Annotated in this window: 18 protein-coding genes; 7 read left to right on the forward strand and 11 right to left on the reverse strand. The window is 68.4% G+C overall.

Annotation, left to right across the window (positions count from 1 at the left end; genetic code table 11):
• Positions 1-2: 2 nt before the first annotated feature.
• From H556_RS0113720 to H556_RS0113735, 4 genes are all read right to left on the reverse strand, one after another.
• Positions 3-1,556 (reverse strand): type II and III secretion system protein family protein, encoded by a 1,554-nt coding sequence (locus H556_RS0113720; protein ID WP_245559502.1) that lies wholly within the window; start codon positions 1,554-1,556, stop codon positions 3-5.
• 11 nt (positions 1,557-1,567) lie between these two features.
• A complete protein-coding gene (gene cpaB, locus H556_RS0113725) occupies positions 1,568-2,515 on the reverse strand; it encodes a Flp pilus assembly protein CpaB (protein WP_024354991.1) in 948 nt (315 codons plus the stop codon).
• A 118-nt stretch (positions 2,516-2,633) separates the two neighbouring features.
• Positions 2,634-3,146: an A24 family peptidase gene (locus tag H556_RS0113730; RefSeq protein WP_024354992.1), complete on the reverse strand. Its 513-nt coding sequence runs from the start codon at positions 3,144-3,146 to the stop codon at positions 2,634-2,636.
• 130 nt (positions 3,147-3,276) lie between these two features.
• The gene (locus H556_RS0113735) at positions 3,277-3,462 is read right to left on the reverse strand and encodes a Flp family type IVb pilin (protein WP_024354993.1); all 186 of its coding nucleotides are present in this window, start codon (positions 3,460-3,462) and stop codon (positions 3,277-3,279) included.
• Positions 3,463-3,747: 285 nt separating this feature from the next.
• Between H556_RS0113735 and H556_RS0113740 the strand changes: the two genes are divergently transcribed.
• Genes H556_RS0113740 through H556_RS0113750 form a run of 3 tightly spaced genes read left to right on the forward strand, consistent with a single transcriptional unit; the run spans position 3,748 to position 5,257 of the window.
• Entirely contained in the window at positions 3,748-4,161 is a 414-nt protein-coding gene (locus H556_RS0113740; RefSeq protein WP_024354994.1) for a pilus assembly protein N-terminal domain-containing protein, read from the forward strand.
• A gap of 11 nt (positions 4,162-4,172) precedes the next feature.
• A complete protein-coding gene (locus tag H556_RS0113745) occupies positions 4,173-4,703 on the forward strand; it encodes a TadE/TadG family type IV pilus assembly protein (protein ID WP_024354995.1) in 531 nt (176 codons plus the stop codon).
• Positions 4,700-5,257, forward strand: a complete 558-nt coding sequence (locus H556_RS0113750) for a TadE/TadG family type IV pilus assembly protein (protein ID WP_024354996.1) — start codon at positions 4,700-4,702, stop codon at positions 5,255-5,257. Before H556_RS0113745 ends, H556_RS0113750 begins: the two co-directional genes overlap by 4 nt.
• A 1-nt stretch (position 5,258) precedes the next feature.
• Here the strand turns inward: H556_RS0113750 and H556_RS0113755 are convergent, their stop codons facing one another.
• The 7 genes from H556_RS0113755 to H556_RS0113785 all read right to left on the reverse strand — a co-directional run bounded on the left by H556_RS0113755 (position 5,259) and on the right by H556_RS0113785 (position 14,450).
• Complete coding sequence (locus H556_RS0113755) at positions 5,259-6,617, reverse strand: anthranilate synthase component I family protein (protein ID WP_024354997.1); 1,359 nt, start codon at positions 6,615-6,617, stop codon at positions 5,259-5,261.
• A gap of 43 nt (positions 6,618-6,660) precedes the next feature.
• A complete protein-coding gene (locus H556_RS0113760; protein WP_024354998.1) occupies positions 6,661-6,978 on the reverse strand; it encodes a winged helix-turn-helix domain-containing protein in 318 nt (105 codons plus the stop codon).
• A 1-nt stretch (position 6,979) separates the two neighbouring features.
• Positions 6,980-7,606 (reverse strand): hypothetical protein, encoded by a 627-nt coding sequence (locus tag H556_RS0113765; protein ID WP_024354999.1) that lies wholly within the window; start codon positions 7,604-7,606, stop codon positions 6,980-6,982.
• 302 nt (positions 7,607-7,908) lie between these two features.
• Positions 7,909-9,354, reverse strand: coding sequence for an AMP nucleosidase (locus H556_RS0113770; RefSeq protein ID WP_024355000.1), 1,446 nt, complete (start codon positions 9,352-9,354; stop codon positions 7,909-7,911).
• Positions 9,355-9,429: 75 nt separating this feature from the next.
• A complete protein-coding gene (locus tag H556_RS15755) occupies positions 9,430-10,080 on the reverse strand; it encodes an alpha/beta hydrolase fold domain-containing protein (RefSeq protein WP_024355001.1) in 651 nt (216 codons plus the stop codon).
• Positions 10,081-10,144: 64 nt separating this feature from the next.
• Complete coding sequence (locus H556_RS0113780) at positions 10,145-12,265, reverse strand: S9 family peptidase (protein ID WP_024355002.1); 2,121 nt, start codon at positions 12,263-12,265, stop codon at positions 10,145-10,147.
• Positions 12,266-12,341: 76 nt separating this feature from the next.
• Positions 12,342-14,450 (reverse strand): dipeptidyl-peptidase 5, encoded by a 2,109-nt coding sequence (locus H556_RS0113785; RefSeq protein ID WP_024355003.1) that lies wholly within the window; start codon positions 14,448-14,450, stop codon positions 12,342-12,344.
• Positions 14,451-14,518: 68 nt separating this feature from the next.
• Between H556_RS0113785 and H556_RS0113790 the strand changes: the two genes are divergently transcribed.
• Genes H556_RS0113790 through murU form a run of 4 tightly spaced genes read left to right on the forward strand, consistent with a single transcriptional unit; the run spans position 14,519 to position 17,702 of the window.
• Positions 14,519-15,397: a GNAT family N-acetyltransferase gene (locus H556_RS0113790; RefSeq protein ID WP_024355004.1), complete on the forward strand. Its 879-nt coding sequence runs from the start codon at positions 14,519-14,521 to the stop codon at positions 15,395-15,397.
• Between the two features lie 10 nt (positions 15,398-15,407).
• Positions 15,408-15,911 carry a tRNA (adenosine(37)-N6)-threonylcarbamoyltransferase complex ATPase subunit type 1 TsaE gene (tsaE, locus tag H556_RS0113795; protein WP_024355005.1) on the forward strand — a complete coding sequence of 168 codons (504 nt, stop codon included), beginning with the start codon at positions 15,408-15,410 and terminating at the stop codon, positions 15,909-15,911.
• Complete coding sequence (amgK, locus tag H556_RS0113800) at positions 15,904-16,992, forward strand: N-acetylmuramate/N-acetylglucosamine kinase AmgK (protein ID WP_024355006.1); 1,089 nt, start codon at positions 15,904-15,906, stop codon at positions 16,990-16,992. Before tsaE ends, amgK begins: the two co-directional genes overlap by 8 nt.
• Positions 16,989-17,702 carry an N-acetylmuramate alpha-1-phosphate uridylyltransferase MurU gene (gene murU, locus H556_RS0113805; protein WP_024355007.1) on the forward strand — a complete coding sequence of 238 codons (714 nt, stop codon included), beginning with the start codon at positions 16,989-16,991 and terminating at the stop codon, positions 17,700-17,702. The genes amgK and murU overlap by 4 nt, the downstream gene beginning before the upstream one ends.
• The last annotated feature ends 1 nt before the right edge of the window (position 17,703 follow it).

The raw sequence follows: 17,703 nt of genomic DNA on the forward strand, positions 1-17,703 counted from the left end.
GTTCACTCGATCACATAGCCGACGGGGCCGCGCCAACCGGGGCCCGCCTGGGCGGTCGGCGCGGGCGAGCCGTAGACCTGATTCAGCTGGCCGAAGAAGATGGTCTGGGCGTCATGGGCGATGCGCAGGCCGTCGGCCGGCGTCTGCATCCGCCCCGGCGCCGTCGGCGTGACGACATAAGGCTCGACGATGACCACCAGTTCGGTCTCACCCATCAGATAGTCGCGGGAGCGGAACAGCTGCCCCAGCACGGGAATGTTGGTCATGCCCGGCAGGGAATCCACCGCCTGACGCGTGCTTTCCTGCAACAGGCCCGCGATCATCATCGACCCGCCCGAAGGCAGTTCGATGGTGTTCTCGCTGCGCCGCACGGTCAGGCCCGGCAGGGTGATCGACGACGGCGTTCCGGCGCCGATCGTCAAACCGCCGCTGGGCGTCAGCTCCGACACCTCGACCTTGACCTGCAGGCTGATGCGCCCTTCGGACAGCACGACCGGGCGGAAGCCCAGCGCCACGCCATAGGGTTTGTACTGCACCGTGACCTGACCATCGCGATCGCGGCCGGTGGGTACGGGAAACTCGCCGCCCGCCAGAAAGCTGGCGGCCTCGCCGTTGACCGAGGTCAGGTTGGGCTCCGCCAGGGTGCGGACCAGACCGACGCGCTCGAACGCCTTCAGCGTCGCCGAGCCTTTGTTCAGACCGTCGGAGCCGGGACCGGTGCCCGGCTGTGCGGTTTCCCAGTTCGGAGGATCGCCCGGACTGCCATCGACAATGACCGGGCATAGGGCGCCTTCCGGCCACCCCGGCCCAATGCAGGGCGCCTGCATCTGGAAGTTCTTGGTCGTGTCGCGCGCGATCCCGCCCGCCAGCCCGCCAAGCAGCGAGCCGTTGACGCCCCAGGTGGCGTTGTTGCCCAACAGCCACTGGGTATCGCCGACACGGCCGATCACGGCCTGGGTGTCGAAGCCCAGCTGCTTGATGACATTGCGCTGCACCTCGACGACGCGGACCTTCAGCGTCACCTGGTCCGAACCGGCGACCGAGATCATGTTCATGACCTTTTCGGGCGCGCTGACGAAGGCGCGCGCCACCTGGGCGGCGCGGTCGGCGTCGGCCGGGCTGGCGGCCAGACCGCTCAGGATGATGCTGTCATTGACCGCTTCGGCCCGCAGGTCCGAGCCGGGCGCGATGCGGTTCAGCGTATCCTGCAGGGCGCTGACGCCCGCATCCACCCGCACGCGCAGCGCCAGAATGGTGCGGCCTGCGGCGTCCAGGAACACGGCGTCCGTCTCGCCTCCCTCCAGGCCGATCATGGTGATGCGGCGCGGCGAATGCAGCATGGCCTCAGCCACGCGCGGGTTGGAGATGATGACGTCGCGCGCATCAGACGGCAGGTCGACCGCAAAGGAGGTCCCGCGCGGCAGGTTGACCAGTTGCGGCGCCGAGCCCGCGGTAATGGCGGCGCGCGTCGTCTGGGCGCCCGCCTGATCCATCGGCGCCCCCGCCCCGCCCAGAGCGAGCACAGCGACGCTGGCGACGACGGCGAAACGATTCATGCGCGAAATCCTCATGGCGTCGCCACTTCCTGAGCGTCGCCGCCGCGATAAACCTTGACCACCGCGCCCGTCCGCTCGCCGCCGCGCCGTACTGCGCCCGGAACGTGGCCCGACGGCCCCGCCGTATCGGCATAGGAGCGCAGCACCAGCGACAGGTCCCCTTCGGACCGCGCCAGGGCGAGAAGCTCGGCGTCGCGTTCGCTGACGGCCAGGGTGGCGGTGGCGCCGACCACGGCCTTTTCGTCTTCGGCGGCGCGGGTGGTCTGGTCGATGGCCAGGACCTTCATGTTGCGCATGATGGTCGCCGTCGTGAAACGCGGCCCGGCGCCGCTGTCGTTGTTCTTGATCTCACGCGTCATCAGCACGTCCACCCGGTCGCCGGGCAGGATGAAGCCCCCGGCGGCGGTCTCGACATTGACGCGGATGGCCATGGCGCGCGTGCCCGGCTCCAGATAGGCGGCCATATAGCCGCTGTCCCCGGCGCGGACGATCTTGCGCGCCACGATCGGCTCGCCCGCCAGAATGGGTTCGCGCACCACGGCGCCGATATAGTCGGACTTGGCGCCCGGACCGTTCAGTTCAGCGGCGGCCTTCAAGGCGCGCTCGACCGCATGGGCGCGCGCCTGCTCACGGCTCTGCTCGCCCTTGGCGTCGACGGCGGCGTTCTCTGCGGCGGCGCCCTCGGGCTTGGCGGGCGGCGGGGTCGAGCCGTCCGTGATGAAGAGAGGATTCAGTTCCTCGGCCGGCCAGTCCTTCCAGCTCAGGTCCGCGTCGGCCAGGCGTCGACCGGCCTCAAGGTCGCGCGCGGCGACCAGCACCTTGGCCATCGGCCGCGCCTCGACGGCGGCCGAGGCCGTCGCCGGTTCCCGACCGGGCGAGCCCATGGCGCGCACCACCAGCGCCAGGCCGATGGCAGCCAGGGCGGCGATACAGATGACGGCGATCTTGGCGGGCTTCATCGACGGTCTCCGGCAGACGCGACGACGCGATAGCGCGCGGGCCGCCCCCTGCCGTTAACAATGATGAGGGATCGAGGTTAACGCGTCCCTAAGCGGGACAGTCCTTGGCGAACGCAGGTCAACCGGCGATGAAGGCGGCCATCAACGGACTGGCGGGATAGGCCAGAAGAGCGCCGATCGCGATGGCGACGCCATAGGGAATGTCGCCCTTGGGCTGCATCAGCCGCATCATCCAGCCCGGCCCCGTCTGGGCCAGGATGGGCAGGCGACTGCGCGCCGTCAGCAGAAGCATGCAGAAGGCTCCGCCCGCCAGGCCCGTATAGAGGAGAAAGTGCAGCGTGCCCGACAGCCCCATCCACAGGGTCGCCGCCGCCAGCAGCTTGGCGTCGCCCCCGCCGATCCAGTTCAGGGCGAACATCCCCGCGCCGATGAACAGCGCCGCCAACGCCATCCCGGCGGAAACGCCCACCACGCTCAGCGGCAGCCCCAGCGCCAGCGCCGTCGGAAAGAAGCCGACGACGAGCGCGATCGAGATCCAGTTCGGGATCTTCATCGTCGTCAGGTCGTGCAGAGCCGCGACGACGGCGAGCACCGGCAGAGCGGCGAGGAGAAGGAACGAAAGAGAATCCATCTCACCACCCTGATAGCAAGTCTTTAAAACTCGGTTTCCTCGATTGCGAAGCGCTCAACACTAAACTCACTTGCAAAGAAAAACGGCCGGAGCAAAAACTCCGGCCGTCGCACTTAAGTCCAAAAAGACCTTAGCCTTCGTCGGGAACCACCGTCTCAAGTTCAGTTTTAACCGTACCGAACATAGCCTGAACCTTCGGGCCGATGGCGACGAGCGCGCCGATGATGACCACCGAGATCAGGGCGGCGATCAGGCCGTATTCGATGGCCGTGGCGCCGGATTCGTCTTTGGCGAAGCGATTGATGAAGTTGCGCATGAGTTGTCTTCCTTTTGTTCAGAGCGAGCAACAGTCCCACCATTCAGGGTCACCGGTTTTCTGCCCGCTTGATCCCCGTATGCCTGATGATCGTGCGCCGGATCGGATTAAGGACGCGTAAAATCTAGCCACCTGTCGCAAAATTATGATGGTTACTTATATGTTTACTACGAAATGATCCAATCTTCCGAGGACACGCGAATTTCAGGAAATCTTGACCTTTGCGCGCGACAGTTCACGCGCGGCGTCGCGCGCGCCCGTTCTTTTGACTTCGGAGGTTCCGACATGACGGCATCGGCCCAGCCCCACAGGGCGACCCTGATCCGCCTGCTGCTTGTCGGCCTGCCGGTTGTTCTGGGCGCCACGGCGGCGACGGCGCAGAGCCGTCAACTGGAAGTTCCGATCCATCAGGCGACACGCGTCCAGCTGGGCGCCGCCGCCGGGTCCGTCATCGTCGCCAATCCCGCCATCGCCGACGTCGCCGTCACCGACGCCCGCACCCTGTTCATCACCGGAAAGGCCTATGGGGTGACCGAGGTCATCGCCGTGGACGGTCTGGGCCGCCCCCTGTTCCAGCGCCAGATCGTGGTGGCGCCCAGCAGCGCCGGAACAGTGCGGGTCTGGCGCGGCCGCGAGACGACCGAAGTGACCTGCGGCGCGACCTGCGCCCCTGCTGCGCCCGCCGGGCGCGGCTCTTAAAAGGCCGGGCCTTGGCGCGACGTTCTCACGACCGGAAACGACGCGAGGGCTCGAACGCCATCGAGTTCGGCCTGGTCGCCCTTCCTTTCTTCCTGCTGCTGTTCGGCATATTGGAGATCGGCCTGATGCTGCTGGTCGACGCCCTGGTCGAGACCGCCGCCTCGGACGCCGCCCGCCAGGTGCGCACCGGCCAGGCCCAGACCCAGGAACTGACGCCCGAGCAGTTCAAGGACAAGTTCTGCGCCGAGATGAGCCTGTTTTCCGGCGACTGCGGCCGCCGTGCCTTCATCGACGTGCGCGTACTGGACGACTTTTCCCTGACCGACCCGAGCAAGGCCCCGCCGGACCCGACCAGCGGCGACCTGTTCGACCCCACCGGCCTGAAGTTCGAGCCCGGCGGCCCCGGCGAGCGGGTGCTGGTCCGCATCTGGTACGAGCAGCCGATCGTCACGCCGATGATCGCCCAGGCGGTGTCGCGCACCAAGGACGGACGGGTGATGCTGACCACCACCCTGGCCTTCCGCAACGAGCCCTATCAATGAGCCGGCGCCTGCGTCTGCCGCCCCTGGCCCGCCTGCTCGGTAACCGGGACGGCGCCACGGCGATCGAGTTCGCCCTGATCGCGCCGGTGATGATCCTGCTCTATTTCGGCCTGGTCGAGTTCAGCCAGGGCTTCATGGCCCAGCGCCGCGCCAGTCACGCCGCCTCGGTCGTGTCGGACCTGGTCGCCCAGAGCGAAAGAACCAATCGGGCCGGTATCAACGCCATCTACGCCGTCGGGGGTCTGATCATGCGCCCCTTCCCCGCCGCCGAACTGTCCATCCGCACCACCAGCATCTCCGTCGACGCTCGGGGCGTGGCTACAATCGAGTGGAGCCACGGCAACGGCAAGGCGCTGTCGCCTCTCCAGCGCGGCAATCGCGTCACAGATCTGCCGCCCGACGTGGTCGAGAAGGAGCAGACGGTGATCATGGGCGAGACCCAGTATATCTACAGGTCGCCGTTCGCCGCCGTCCTGCCCAAGCCGGTCACCCTGTCGCGGCGTTACTTCCTGCGGCCTCGCACAGTTGATCGCGTCGTCTGCACCGACTGCTGACCTACCCCGCCAGCGCCTCGCGCAGCGCCTGGATCTTGGCTTCGGTCTCCAGCCGCTCGGCGTGCGGATCACTGTCGGCGACGATGCCCGCCCCGGCTTGAGCGCGCCAGCGCCAGCCCGCCGCACCCTCAACGAAGGTCGCCGTGCGGATCAGCACCGACGCCGTCAGACGGCGGTCGCCCGCCAGTCCCCAGCCGAACAGAGAGCCGCACCACGGCCCGCGCGGCGGTTCATGCGCCGCGATCACCTTCATGGCCTGATGCTTGGGCGCCCCGGTGATGGAACCTGGCGGAAAGGCCGCCTCCAGCACCTCAGCCGGACCGAACCCTGCGGCCGCCTCGGCGCTGACGGTTGAGACCAGATGATGCACCGTGGGGTGGCGTTCCAGCTCGCACAGCCCCTCGACCCGGACCGTGCCCGGCCGCGCCGCCCGCGCCAGATCGTTGCGCATCAGATCGACGATCATCAGATTCTCGGCCCGATCCTTGGCGCTGGCGGTCAGTTCAGCCGCCAGGGCGTCGTCACGGCCCGGATCGGAAGCGCGCGGCCGCGTTCCCTTGATCGGGCGGGCCTCGATCCGCCTGCTCGCCTCGTCGAAGGTCAGAAACAGTTCTGGCGAATTGGACACGATCGCCCGATCGCCCAGCCGCCAGAAAGCGCCGTAGGCCGCGCCGCGCGCCGCCGACAGCCGCACAAAGACATCGAACGGATCACGCCCCGCCGCCAGCCCGCCCGACCAGGCGCGGGCGATGTTGGCCTGGAACAGCTCGCCCGCCGCGATGCGCCCCACGACATCCGCTACGGCGGCCTCATAGACCTCCGGCGCCGCCTCGCCCTCAAAGGCGGAAGCCGGCGCTGACGGCGTCGTCGGCGCCCGCGCCTGCGTCAGCCAGGCCGCCGCCCGACGCGCCTGTTCGCGCGCCTGCGCCCCGGTGCGGCCCCGCCCCACGGCGCGCACTTCTTTCCTCTGGTGATCGAAGGCCAGAAGGGCCGGATAACGGGCCAGCATCAGATCGGGCCAGTCCCCGCCCCGCTCGCCCGTCGCCGGGCGGGCCCCCGCATCATAACTCATCAGGCCGACGACCCCGCCGCCCGCAAAGGCCGGACTCCGCATAGCCTCGAAAGGCGCCGCTTCGTCCACCCGCCCCATCACGCACAGATCCGGCTCGCAGGCGACGAAGGACATCCGCCCCCCATGCGCGGCCGGATCGCCGGCCCCGGCGATCAGCCCCAGTGCCCCCTCGCGCAGATTGATTCCCGCCACGACCGCCACCGGATCGACCCAGACGCACGGCTCGACAGCCAGCGCCGAAAATGGCGCCTGGCCGCCTGCCTCAGAGGATGAAGGGCGTTCGCTCATACCCGCCTTCCATAGACGGTTCAGCGTCCGACGCCAGCCGCCCTCAGCGCCCCGCCACCAAGGCGGACATGGCGTCCAGATAGGCGAGAAAGGCGTCGCGCCCCGCCGTCGTCATGCTGGCGCGCGTCAGGGGCTTGCGGCCCTGAAAGCTCTTGGACACGGCGACGAAGCCCGCCTCCTCCAGCTTGCGCAGATGCACCGACAGATTGCCGTCCGTGGTCTGCAGCCGGGCCTTCAGCTCGCCGAAGTCAGCGCTCTCCACGCCCGACAGATAGGCCATGATTCCCAGACGCACCCGGCCGTGGATCACTTCGTCGATGCGGCCGATGTCGAAATCGTCAGCCGGTTCTGCGGCAGTCATGTCAGACCACCTCCGCCGGTTCCTGACGCGCCAGGATCAGGCCGGGAACGAAAGCAAAGAGGAACAGCCCCGCCGCATAGCCCAGCCACAACAGGGGGCTGCCGATCAAAAAGGCGATCAGGGGCGCGGCGATCCAGGCTCCGATGGCCAGCCGCCACTGCCACCTCTGGCCGCTCATGGTCGCCGAGACCGCCCAGCCGGAGCCGTAGAGGGCGAAGATCAGCGACGGGAAGATAGCGAAGGCGTCGCCGCGCCCTGTCATCCAGGCGATCACGCCCATCGACAGGAACATGACGAAGGTTGCCAGCCCCACGCCCATCCAGCCCGCGCCGGCGGCGCGGTTGCCCGCCGACCGCGCGCCCGGCCTGTGGCCACAGCGCTTGATCTCGACCATCAGGGCGCCGAAGAAGATCACCATGGCTGCGCCCCACAGCAGCGGATAGGCCATGGGCGACACCTCGATCACGCCGCTCTGGACGCCGTAGTGGGCAAGCGCCGCCACGCCGAACACCAGTCCGGCGATGATCAGGATGCGCCCGCCCAGCAGCGGCGCATGCCGCCCTTCCTGGGCCAGGGCCTTCATATAGGCGATGTCGTCGTGAACGGATTGAACCTGGTCGCGGGTCATGGCGTCTCTCCCTGCCTGTGATGCAGAAGATGAGCCAAGAACTTTATGTTGTAAAGTTCTTTCTTAAAACAAACTCAAGCCTCTCCCTCCCCTTCAGGGGGAGGGTGGTCGCAGCGAAGCGGAGACCGGGTGGGGAGGGCCAGGCGATATGAGCGCAGAGCGCCGCGGAGCTTGATCAGCAGCCTAGCCGCCCCCACCCGGCTTCGGCCTGACGGCCTCAGCCACCCTCCCCATGAAGGGGAGGGAGAGGCGCCGCGCCTGCACTCAAGCAGCGCGCGACCGCGTCGCGCGATAGCGCCCTCTTACCGGAAAGGCGGCTCGTCGAAAGCGCGCAGCTTGCGCGAGTGCAGGCGCGCGCCCTCGGCCCGCAGCAGTTCCACCGCCTGAATACCGATCTGCAAATGCTCGGAGATCGAGCCCTCGTAGAAACGGTTGGCCTGGCCCGGCAGCTTGATTTCGCCGTGCAGCGGCTTGTCCGAGACGCACAGCAGCGTCCCGTAAGGCACGCGGAAACGATACCCCTGCGCGGCGATGGTGGCGCTTTCCATGTCGATGGCGACGGCGCGGCTCTGGTTGAAGCGCAGGGCCGACTTGGAATAGCGCAGTTCCCAGTTGCGGTCGTCGGTGGTGACGACGGTGCCGGTGCGCAGCCGCTTCTTGACCTCTTCGCCCGGCGCGCCCGAGACCAGCTTGGTCGCGTCATAGAGGGCGCGCTGCACCTCGGCGATGTTGGGGATGGGGATGTCGGCGGGCAGGACGGCGTCCAGCACATGGTCGTCACGCAGATAGGCGTGGGCCAGCACATAGTCGCCGATGGTCTGGCTGCCGCGCAGGCCGCCGCAGTGGCCGATCATCATCCAGGCGTGCGGCCGCATGACCGCCAGGTGGTCGCAGATGGTCTTGGCGTTGGACGGGCCGACGCCGATGTTGACCAGGGTGATGCCCTGACCGTCCGGCCGCGTCAGGTGATAGGCGGGCATCTGATGCTTGCGCCAGGCGGCGTCCATGATGGCCGCCTCCGGATCGTCGGTGGCGCGCGTCACCACCACGCCCCCGGCGCAGGACAGGGCCTCATAGGGGCTGTCGGGATCAGCGATCTGGGCCGTAGCCCAGCGCACGAACTCGTCGACGTAGCGGTTGTAATTGGTGAAGAGGATGAAGCTCTGCACGTCCTCTACCGAGGTGCCGGTGTAGTGCCGCAGCCGCGCCAGGGAGAAGTCGGTGCGCAGGGCGTCGAACTGGGCCAGCGGATGCTCCTCGCCCGGCTCCCACAGGCCGTCGGACACCTCATCGCCGATGTGAGCCAGTTCCGTCGTCGGGAACCAGCGGGCGATGGCCGCCGTCATGGTGCGGTCCAGCACCACGTCGGATCCGTCCAGCACATAGGGGAAGGGGATTTCCTGATCCGACGGCTCGACCTTGAAATCGGCGCCGTATTCGCTCGCCAGCAGGGTCAGCTGCTCCAGCAGATAGGGGCGGAACAGGTCAGGTCGGGTGATGGTCGTGGAATAGACGCCGGGCCACGACAGGCGGCCATAGGCGCGGGTTTCCAGATTCTGCGGCCGCTCGCCGTGCCAGGTCACCGTCAGACGGGGATAGGCGAACAGGCCCGCCGCCCGGGCTTCGGGTTCGGCGCGCTCGCCGGTCGCCAGGAAGGTCTTCACGGCCTGGCGCAGATTGGCGACGGATTGATTGTAGAGGGTTTCGAGGCGGTCCAGCGCCGCCTGGGGGGTCATCTTGTCTGTCATGGCTTCCTCTAGCGGAAAACCGTGACCTTGGCGAGACAGGGGAAACACGCCGACATGACAGTTGACCACCGAGACCTAAGCCAAGGCTTCGCGCAGGAAGGCGACTGCGCCCGCCATATCGCCCGTCGCTCCACGCCACACAGGCGCTGAATCAGAGGCGACGCCATAGGCCGAAGGGTCGGTGAAGGTCGTGTCCGGCCCTGCATTTGCGCTCAGGGCCGCCGCCGCGCACACGGCGGCAGGCGCGCCGGCCGCCGCCATATAGCGTCGATCCAAGACCAGCATCAGGGCCGCGCCGCCGCCTTCGCCCAGGCCCAGAACGCCGATCCGTCCGGCGTCTCCGCCGAGATCTTGGACCCGTTTCGCCGCCCAGGCGACAGCCGCCGCCGCGTCGGAAATGAAGGCCGGGTGCGGACTGTCCGGCGCCTCGCGTCGGTCGGCCAGGACCACAATGAAGCCGCCCTCGGCCAGATCGCGTGCGGCCCGCTCGTCCGCCGCTTCAGGCGCGCCGTCCGGCAACAGGATCAGGATCGGCAAGCGGTTCGCCCCTGCCGATCGATAGAGGCGCAAGGTCTGACGCGGATCGGCGCCATAGGCTGCGCGCGCCGTGCGCCAGCCGGGCGGCCCCAACTGCGCCGGCGCCATCGCCCCCTGCCCGATCAACGGCGCGCAAGCGGCCGTCGCCACAGTCGCCAGCAGCGGCGCCAGAAGCCCTCGTCGCGTCATGCGTCCTCCCCGAAAGACGAAGGGCGCGGCCCTGACGAACCGCGCCCCGAAGTCAGGCCGAACCTTACTTGGCCAGGTGCTTGTCCAGCCAGCCGAACACTTCGTTGTGCCATTGCAGGCTGTTGGCGGGCTTCAGCACCCAGTGGTTCTCGTCCGGGAAGAAGACCAGGCGGCTCTCGATCCCGCGCCGTTGCAGGGCGGTGAAGGTCGACAGGCCCTGCGAGGTCGGGATGCGGAAGTCGAGGTCGCCCTGAACCACCAGCATCGGATCGCGCCAGTTCTGCACGTGGTTGGCCGGGTTGAACTTCTGATAGCCCTGCGGATTTTCCCACGGCGTGCCGCCGTATTCCCACTCGGTGAACCACAGCTCCTCGGTGCCGTAGCCCATGCCGAAGGTGTCGAAGACGCCGTCATGGTTGACCAGGCATTTGAACTCGCCCGGCCAGTTGCCCGCGATCCAGTTGATCATATAGCCGCCGTAGGAGGCCCCCAGCGCGCAAGCGTTGTCGCCGTCCAGGAAGTCATACTTCGACTGGGCGAAGGCCCAGCCCTTCTGCAGGTCTTCCAGCGGGCGGTCGCCCCAGTGCTGGCTGATGGCGTCGGTGAATTCCTGACCGTAGCCGGTCGAGCCGTGGAAATCGATCATCACCACTGCATAGCCCGCGCCCGCATAGGTGCCGGGGTTCCAGCGATAGGACCAGGAGTTGCCGAACGAGCCCTGGGGACCGCCGTGGATCAGGAAGGCGACCGGATACTTCTGACCCTCGACATAGTCAGCGGGCTTGATGACGTAGCCGTGGACCGTCTCGTCGTTCCAGCCGGGGAAGCTGAACTGCTCGGCCTCGCCGAAGGCCTTGGTCGCCAGTTGCGGGTTCACATTGGTCAGGCGGCGCGGCATTTCGCGGCCGCGCCAGGTCTTGAAGTAGAGGTCGCTGGGCGAGGTCAGGCTGTCCATCGCGAAGACGAAGCCCGAGGACGTCTGACCGAAGGCGCCGACGTGGCCTTCGCCCGTCAGCGGCGTGACCACCCCGTTGCGCGTGTCGATGGCGAACAGCTTGGTCTGACCGACATCGCCCGCTGTCGTATAGAGCGTCTTCCCGTCCTTCGACCACTGCAGGGTGTCGGCCGAACGGTCCCAGTTGGCCGCGATCTGGCGCGTCTGGCCGGTGGCCACGTCGCGCAGGAAGATCGAATATTTATCTGCTTCAAAACCCGGACGAGCCATAGCGCGATAGGCCAGCGTCTGGCCGTCCGGCGAGAAGACCGGGCCGGTGTCCCAGGCCTGGTTGGCCTCGGTCAGATTGGTCAGTTGGCCGGGCTCAGAGACTGTGACGCTGTAGAGGTCGAAGTTCGTGCTCCACGGCTCGCTGTTCCCGGCCTTGCGCGCCGAGAAGACCAGCGACTGGCCATCGGGCGCGAAGGTGAATTCGCTCTCATCGCCGAACGGCTTGGAGGGCGTGTCGCCATCGAAGCCCTTGGTTACCCAGACCGGCTCGCCGCCCGCCTTGCCGTCGGCGCCGATCGACTGGACGAACAGGTGGTTCTGGGTGTGGTCGCTCCACGTATCCCAGTGGCGCACGAACATGCGGTCATAGACCTGGCCGGTCGACTTGCGCTCGGCCTCGGTCTTGCCGCGCGCGACCGAGGCGGTCAGGTCCGCCGCGTCGGGATAGACGGCCAGCGACACGGCGACCGCATCGCCCGCTGTGTTGATGCGATAGGCGTTGACGTCGGTCGGCAGGGCCGTGATCTGCGTCGCCGTCGCACCCTTGTCGGCCGAGACCCAGACCTGGCTCGAGCCCGAACGGCCCGACAGGAAATACAGCTTGCCGTCGGCGCCCCAGCGGGCGGTGTTGGCGCCGCCTTCGGAGATGGCCAGCTTCTGCGGCTGAGCCTCGCCCTTCAGGCCCAGGATGTAGAGGGCGCTCGAGCGCTTGTTGGCCGCCACGTCGGTCTGGGTCAGCGAATAGACCACCCACTCGCCGTCCGGCGACACCTGGGGGTCGCCCAGCCGGTTGGCCGAGATCATGTCCTGATAGGTGAAGGCGGCGCGGGCCTGGGTCGTCGCTGGGGCCGTCGCTGCGGCCGGAGCGGCGAGCGCCCCCTCGGCCAGGGCCGGCAGGGCCGTGGCGGTCAGCAGGGCGGCGGCGCTGAGGCCGGACAGGAGATGGGGCAGGCGGCGCATTCAGGCGCTCCTCATGCGGATGTGAAGTCTGGCCGAAGGCCTAACACCGCCGCGCGCCGCCCGCAAAGCCTCCTGTTTAAGGGGCCGTTTGCTGACCTTCCTTCGTCCAGTCGGCCGTCCAGTCCAGAATCTCCTGCTGCCACTCGACCCAGGTTTGCGGTTTGAGCACCCAGTGGTTCTCGTCCGGCACATGGACGAAGCGGCTGGGAATGTTCAGCCGCTGCAGGGCCGAGAAGGTCGCCAGCCCCTGCTCCATCGGCACCCGGAAGTCCTTGGAGCCGTGCAGCACCAGCATCGGCTTCTTCCAGTCGCCGGCGTAGGTCTCGGGGTTGTGGGCGTCATAGACGGCCTTGCGGTCCCAGGTCGCGCCGCCGAACTCATGGATGAAGGTCGAGATGTCCATGGCGTTCATCAGTTGCGGCACGTCGAACACCCCGGCGTGGTTGACCAGGCAGCGCCACGGCTCGTTCCACTGGCCCGCGATCATATTGACCATATAGCCGCCGTAGGAGGCGCCGAGCGCACAGGCCCGTTCCCCGTCGATCCACGGATTGGCCGCCAGCGCCGCCTGCCAGCCCTTGCGCAGGTCTTCCAGAGGACGATCGCCCCAGTGGTCGTTGATGGCGTCGGTGAAGGCCTGGCCATAACCCGGCGAGCCGTGGAAGTTGACCATCACCACCGCATAGCCCGCCGCTGTATAGACCTGCGGATTCCAGCGGTAGGACCAGCTTTCGGTCCAGGGCGACTTGGGCCCGCCGTGGATCAGATAGACGGCCGGATATTTGCGGCCTTCGACGTAGCCTGCGGGCTTGAACACCCAGCCGTGCGTCGTCTCGTCGTTCCAGCCGGGGAAGCGGATCTCCTCGGGACGGGGCAGGTCGATGCGGGCCAGCAGCTCGGCGTTGTGCTGCGTCGCTTGGCGCGCGGGCTGGCCGTTCTTGGCGATGAAGACCTGCGTCGGAGCCGTGAAGCTCTCATGCGCATAGGCCAGAACGCCGCCGACCTCGTCGAAGTCGCCGACCGAGCCGATGTCGGTCAGGGCCTTCACCGCGCCGGTGCGGGCGTCGATCTCGAACAGGCGGTTCTGACCCTCGTCGGCGGCGGTGACGTAAAGCGCCCGGCCGTCCGAACGCCAGGTCAGGCCGCTGGGGCCGCGATCCCAGTTCGTCAGAGCGCGAGCGTTCGCGCCGTTCGCATCGGCCACCATGACCACCGGCTGATCGCCGCCGACGTTCTCACGCGGGGCCGCCAGCCAGGCCAGCCGCCGTCCGTCCGGCGACAGGGCGGGCGCCCCGTCCGGCCCCGAATGCCCTTCGGTCAGATTGACCGGCGCGCCGCCGTCCAGGCTCAGTCGATACAGGTCGCTGTCGTTGGTGAAAGGCGCGCGGTCCGCCTGTTTGCGCGCCGAATAGATGAAGGAGCGCCCGTCGCGTGAGATCGTCAAACTGCTCTCGCCGACGCCCACGTCGGCATCCAGCCCGGCGGTCAGGTCGCGCGGCTGGCCCTCGGCGAAGCCCGAGCCGTTCAGCGGCTGCAGGAAGAGATGGCTCTGACGCCCGTCGGCCCAGCGGTCGAACACGCGCAGCGGCATCCGCTCATAGACCTGCTGCGTCGACTTGGCCCGCGCGGCCAGCCGGTCCTTTGTGCAGTCCAGCGTCTCGCAGTCGGTATAGACCGACACGCCCAGCACCAGCGCCTGGCCGTCCGGCGTGAAGCGGAAACCCGACACGGACACCGGCAGGGTGGTGACCTGAGCCGCCGCCATGCCGTCGCGGTCCGCGCGCCAGACCTGGTTCGACCCGCCGCGTGCGGACATGAAATAGATCGACTGTCCGTCCGGCGCCCAGCGCGCGCCCGAGACGCCGCCGTCGGAGATCGGCAGACGACGCGCAGGCGCAGCGCCGTCGACATCGACCATCCAAAGGCCGGTCTGATTCTTGTTGCCCGCCCAGTCCGTCGTGGTGACGGCGTAGATGACGCGACGCCCGTCCGGCGAGACGCGCGGGTCGCCGACGCGCTCCATCATCGCCAGATCCTTCAAGCCCAGACGATCGGACGCCGGAGCCTCGGCCGACGCCGCAGCCGCGACGGGCGCTTCGCGCGCCAGCGACGGCGTCGCCGCCAGACCGCCCGCCAGCAACAGCATCTGGACAGCCGCCGCCGTCATCCAATGTGATCGGGTCATTACGCTACACTCCCCCATGAATGGTCAGGCTTCCTGCATAGGCGGCCCTACAGCCAGCGCCAAGCGGGATGGCGCTTGCCCGCCGCCGCCGCCTCGGCGACAAGCAGGCGATGAGTCCGGCTCCCCACATCGTCGACGTCCTGATCGCCGAGCGCGCGCCGCGGCTGACGGGATCGGCCGCATGGCCGCTGGTCCGCCCCGCCCTTTACGGCCTGCTCGACTACGCCAAGGCGCGCCGCATGGCCGACGCCATCGGCCCCATGGGCGGTCGCCAGGCGCTGGACTATGTCTCGGACCTGCTGGAGCTGACGGTGCGAACGGCGCATCTGGACCGCCTGCCCGCCTCGGGTCGATGTCTGGTGGTGTGCAACCACCCGACCGGCATCGCCGATGGCCTGGCCGTGCATGACGCCCTGCGTACGGTGCGGAACGACCTGATCTATTTCGCCAACGCCGACGCCCTGCGCGTCTCGCCGCGCCTGTCGGAAACCGTGGTCCCGGTCGAATGGGTCACGGCCAAGCGCACGCGCGAAAAGACCCGAGCCACGCTTCAGGCCGCCAGGGAGGCGTTCGAGGCCGAACGCTGCGTCGTCATGTTCCCGGCCGGACGCCTGGCCCGCGTCGGCCCGGACGGCCTGCTGACCGACCCCGAATGGGCCGCAACCGCCGCTTCGCTTGCCCGCAAATATGAGGCGCCGGTCATCCCGATCCACGTCTCTGGTCCGACCAGCCGCCTGTTCCACCTGTTCGACAATGTGTCGCAGGAGTTGCGCGACATCACCCTCTTCCACGAACTGCTGAACAAGAAGGGGCGCGCCTTCGACCTGATCGTCGGCCGCCCCATCCGGCCGCTGGCGTTGGACATCGACGCCCAGTCCGCCACCCTGAAACTGAAAACCTTCGTCGAGTGGACCCTGGCCGCCGATCCTGACGCGACCTTCGCCTGATGACCCCAGCATGAACACCTTCACCCTTCCCGACGCCGAGGCCACGACCCGCCTCGGCGAAGCCATCGCCCCCCTGCTGGCGCCGGGCGAGGCCGTCCTGCTGTACGGCCCGCTGGGCATGGGCAAGTCGACCCTGGCGCGGGGTCTGATCCGCGCCCTGACGCGCCCCGACGAGGACGTGCCGTCGCCGACCTTCACCCTTGTCCAGTTCTATGAGAGCGACCCACCCATCGCCCATTTCGACCTCTATCGCCTCAGCCGTCCCGAAGAAGCCTTTGAGATTGGTCTGGACGAGGCGCTGGACGAAGGCTGCGCCCTGATCGAATGGCCCGAACGGCTGGGCGACGACCCCGGCCGGATGCTCGGTCCCGACCGGCTGACGATCGAAATCTCGGAACCCGCCCCTCAAGCAGCCGCCCTCCGCGAGGGCGGCGATAGGGGCCTCTCTGGAAGAGTTGCGACCGTTTCCGGCACAGGCTCGTGGGAAGCCAAACTGAAGGAACTCCATGTCTGAACGCGAAGCCCTCCGTCTCGACTTCCTGCGCTCGGCCGGTCTGGCCGAGGCCGTCCGCGCGCCCCTGCCCGGCGACGCCTCGACGCGGCGCTACGAGCGGCTGACCACGCCCTCGGGCGCCTCCCTGATGCTGATGGATCAGGCCCCCGCCGCCGAGAGCCAGCCCTGCGATCCATCGTGGACGCCGGAACAGCGCCATGCGCACGGCTGGAACGCGGTCGCCCGCCTGTCGGCCGGCCGCATCGAGGCCTTCGCAGCCGTCGCCGCCCACCTGAAGTCGCTGGGCCTGTCGGCGCCCGAAATCATCGCCGTCGACGCCCCGAACGGTCTGGCCGTGATCGAGGATTTCGGCGACGCCCTGTTCGCCCGCGTCATCAAGGACGGCGCCGACCCCGCCCCCCTCTATCGCGCCGCCGTCGAGGCCCTGGCCATCCTGCACGCCGCCCCGACGCCCGATGTCCTGACCGGCCCTGCAGGCGACTGGCCCCTGCTGACCTATGACCAGACCGCGCTGCAAGGCGGCGCCGACCTGTTCGTCGAATGGCTGCCCAAGCTGATCCCCGCCCTCAGCTTCGATGAAGCCGCCATCGCCGAATGGCGCGCGGCCTGGGCCCCAATCACGGCGGCGGGCGAGGCGGGCGCGACCGTCATGGCCCACCGCGACTATCACGCCGAGAACCTGATCCGGCTGGACGGCAGGACCGGCGCCGCCTCGGTTGGGATGATCGACTTCCAGGACGCGGTGAAGGCCCACCCGTCATGGGATCTGCACTCCCTGCTGCAGGACGCGCGCCGCGACGTGGCGCCCGAACTGGAGGCGCTCGCGCTCGACCATTATTTCACCCTGCGCCCCGAGACCGACCGCGAGACCTTCATGGCCGCCTACGCCGGTCTGGCCGCCCTGAACGAGGCGCGCATTCTGGGCATCTTCGCCCGCCTGATCGCCCGCGACGGCAAGCCCCGCTACGCCGCCTTCATGCCGCGCATGTGGGCGCACCTGACCGCCAATCTGAAGGCGCCGGGCCTCGAAGCCGTCGCCGCCTGGATGGACCGCCACGTGTCGAAGGATGTGCGTCGATGACGTCTCCCACAACCGCCATGGTTCTCGCCGCCGGGCTCGGCACGCGGATGCGCCCCCTGACCAACGACCGCCCCAAGGCGCTGGTCGAGGTCGGCGGCAAAGCGCTGATCGACCATGTTCTCGACCGGTTGGCCGAGGCTGGCGTCACCGACGCCGTGGTCAACGTCCACTGGTTCGCCGACCGGCTGGAAAGCCATCTGGCCGCCCGCACGCGCCCGACGATCCGCATCTCCGACGAGCGCGCCGAACTGCTGGAGACCGGCGGCGGCTTGAAGAAGGCCCGTCCCCTGCTCGGCGACGATCCCGTCTTCGTCGCCAATATCGACAGCGTCTGGATCGACCGGGGCGACGCCCTTTCCGACCTGATCCGCCTGTGGGATTCCGCGCGCATGGACGCCGCCCTGCTGCTGGCCCGGCGCGAAGGCTCGATCGGCTTCGAGGGCGGCGGCGACTTCTTCCTCGGCGACGACGGCGCCCTGACCTTCCGAGGCGAGGCGGCCAGCGCGCCCTACGCCTATATGGGCGTCCACATCACCCGCCCCGATTACGCCGACCATGGCCCCGACGGCCCCTTCTCCCTCAGCCCCCTGTGGCGCGCCTCCGCCGCCGAGGGACGCCTGTTCGGCTGCGTTCTGGACGGCGACTGGATGCACGTCGGCGACCCGCAGGCGCGCGATGAAGCCGAGGCCCGGCTGAAGGCGGAGACCTGAC

The sequence above is a fragment of the Brevundimonas naejangsanensis DSM 23858 genome (assembly GCF_000421705.1).
Lineage (GTDB): Bacteria > Pseudomonadota > Alphaproteobacteria > Caulobacterales > Caulobacteraceae > Brevundimonas > Brevundimonas naejangsanensis.

Coding starts and splice junctions, on each gene's coding strand:
- H556_RS0113765 (WP_024354999.1), bottom strand. CDS start 7,606: ATGACCCGCGACCAGGTTCAATCCGTTCACGACGACATCGCCTATATG.
- H556_RS0113790 (WP_024355004.1), top strand. CDS start 14,519: ATGGCGCTTGCCCGCCGCCGCCGCCTCGGCGACAAGCAGGCGATGAGT.
- H556_RS0113770 (WP_024355000.1), bottom strand. CDS start 9,354: ATGACAGACAAGATGACCCCCCAGGCGGCGCTGGACCGCCTCGAAACC.
- H556_RS0113750 (WP_024354996.1), top strand. CDS start 4,700: ATGAGCCGGCGCCTGCGTCTGCCGCCCCTGGCCCGCCTGCTCGGTAAC.
- murU (WP_024355007.1), top strand. CDS start 16,989: ATGACGTCTCCCACAACCGCCATGGTTCTCGCCGCCGGGCTCGGCACG.
- tsaE (WP_024355005.1), top strand. CDS start 15,408: ATGAACACCTTCACCCTTCCCGACGCCGAGGCCACGACCCGCCTCGGC.
- H556_RS0113720 (WP_245559502.1), bottom strand. CDS start 1,556: ATGAATCGTTTCGCCGTCGTCGCCAGCGTCGCTGTGCTCGCTCTGGGC.
- H556_RS15755 (WP_024355001.1), bottom strand. CDS start 10,080: ATGACGCGACGAGGGCTTCTGGCGCCGCTGCTGGCGACTGTGGCGACG.
- H556_RS0113730 (WP_024354992.1), bottom strand. CDS start 3,146: ATGGATTCTCTTTCGTTCCTTCTCCTCGCCGCTCTGCCGGTGCTCGCC.
- H556_RS0113735 (WP_024354993.1), bottom strand. CDS start 3,462: ATGCGCAACTTCATCAATCGCTTCGCCAAAGACGAATCCGGCGCCACG.
- H556_RS0113785 (WP_024355003.1), bottom strand. CDS start 14,450: ATGACCCGATCACATTGGATGACGGCGGCGGCTGTCCAGATGCTGTTG.
- amgK (WP_024355006.1), top strand. CDS start 15,904: ATGTCTGAACGCGAAGCCCTCCGTCTCGACTTCCTGCGCTCGGCCGGT.
- H556_RS0113780 (WP_024355002.1), bottom strand. CDS start 12,265: ATGCGCCGCCTGCCCCATCTCCTGTCCGGCCTCAGCGCCGCCGCCCTG.
- H556_RS0113755 (WP_024354997.1), bottom strand. CDS start 6,617: ATGAGCGAACGCCCTTCATCCTCTGAGGCAGGCGGCCAGGCGCCATTT.
- H556_RS0113740 (WP_024354994.1), top strand. CDS start 3,748: ATGACGGCATCGGCCCAGCCCCACAGGGCGACCCTGATCCGCCTGCTG.
- cpaB (WP_024354991.1), bottom strand. CDS start 2,515: ATGAAGCCCGCCAAGATCGCCGTCATCTGTATCGCCGCCCTGGCTGCC.
- H556_RS0113760 (WP_024354998.1), bottom strand. CDS start 6,978: ATGACTGCCGCAGAACCGGCTGACGATTTCGACATCGGCCGCATCGAC.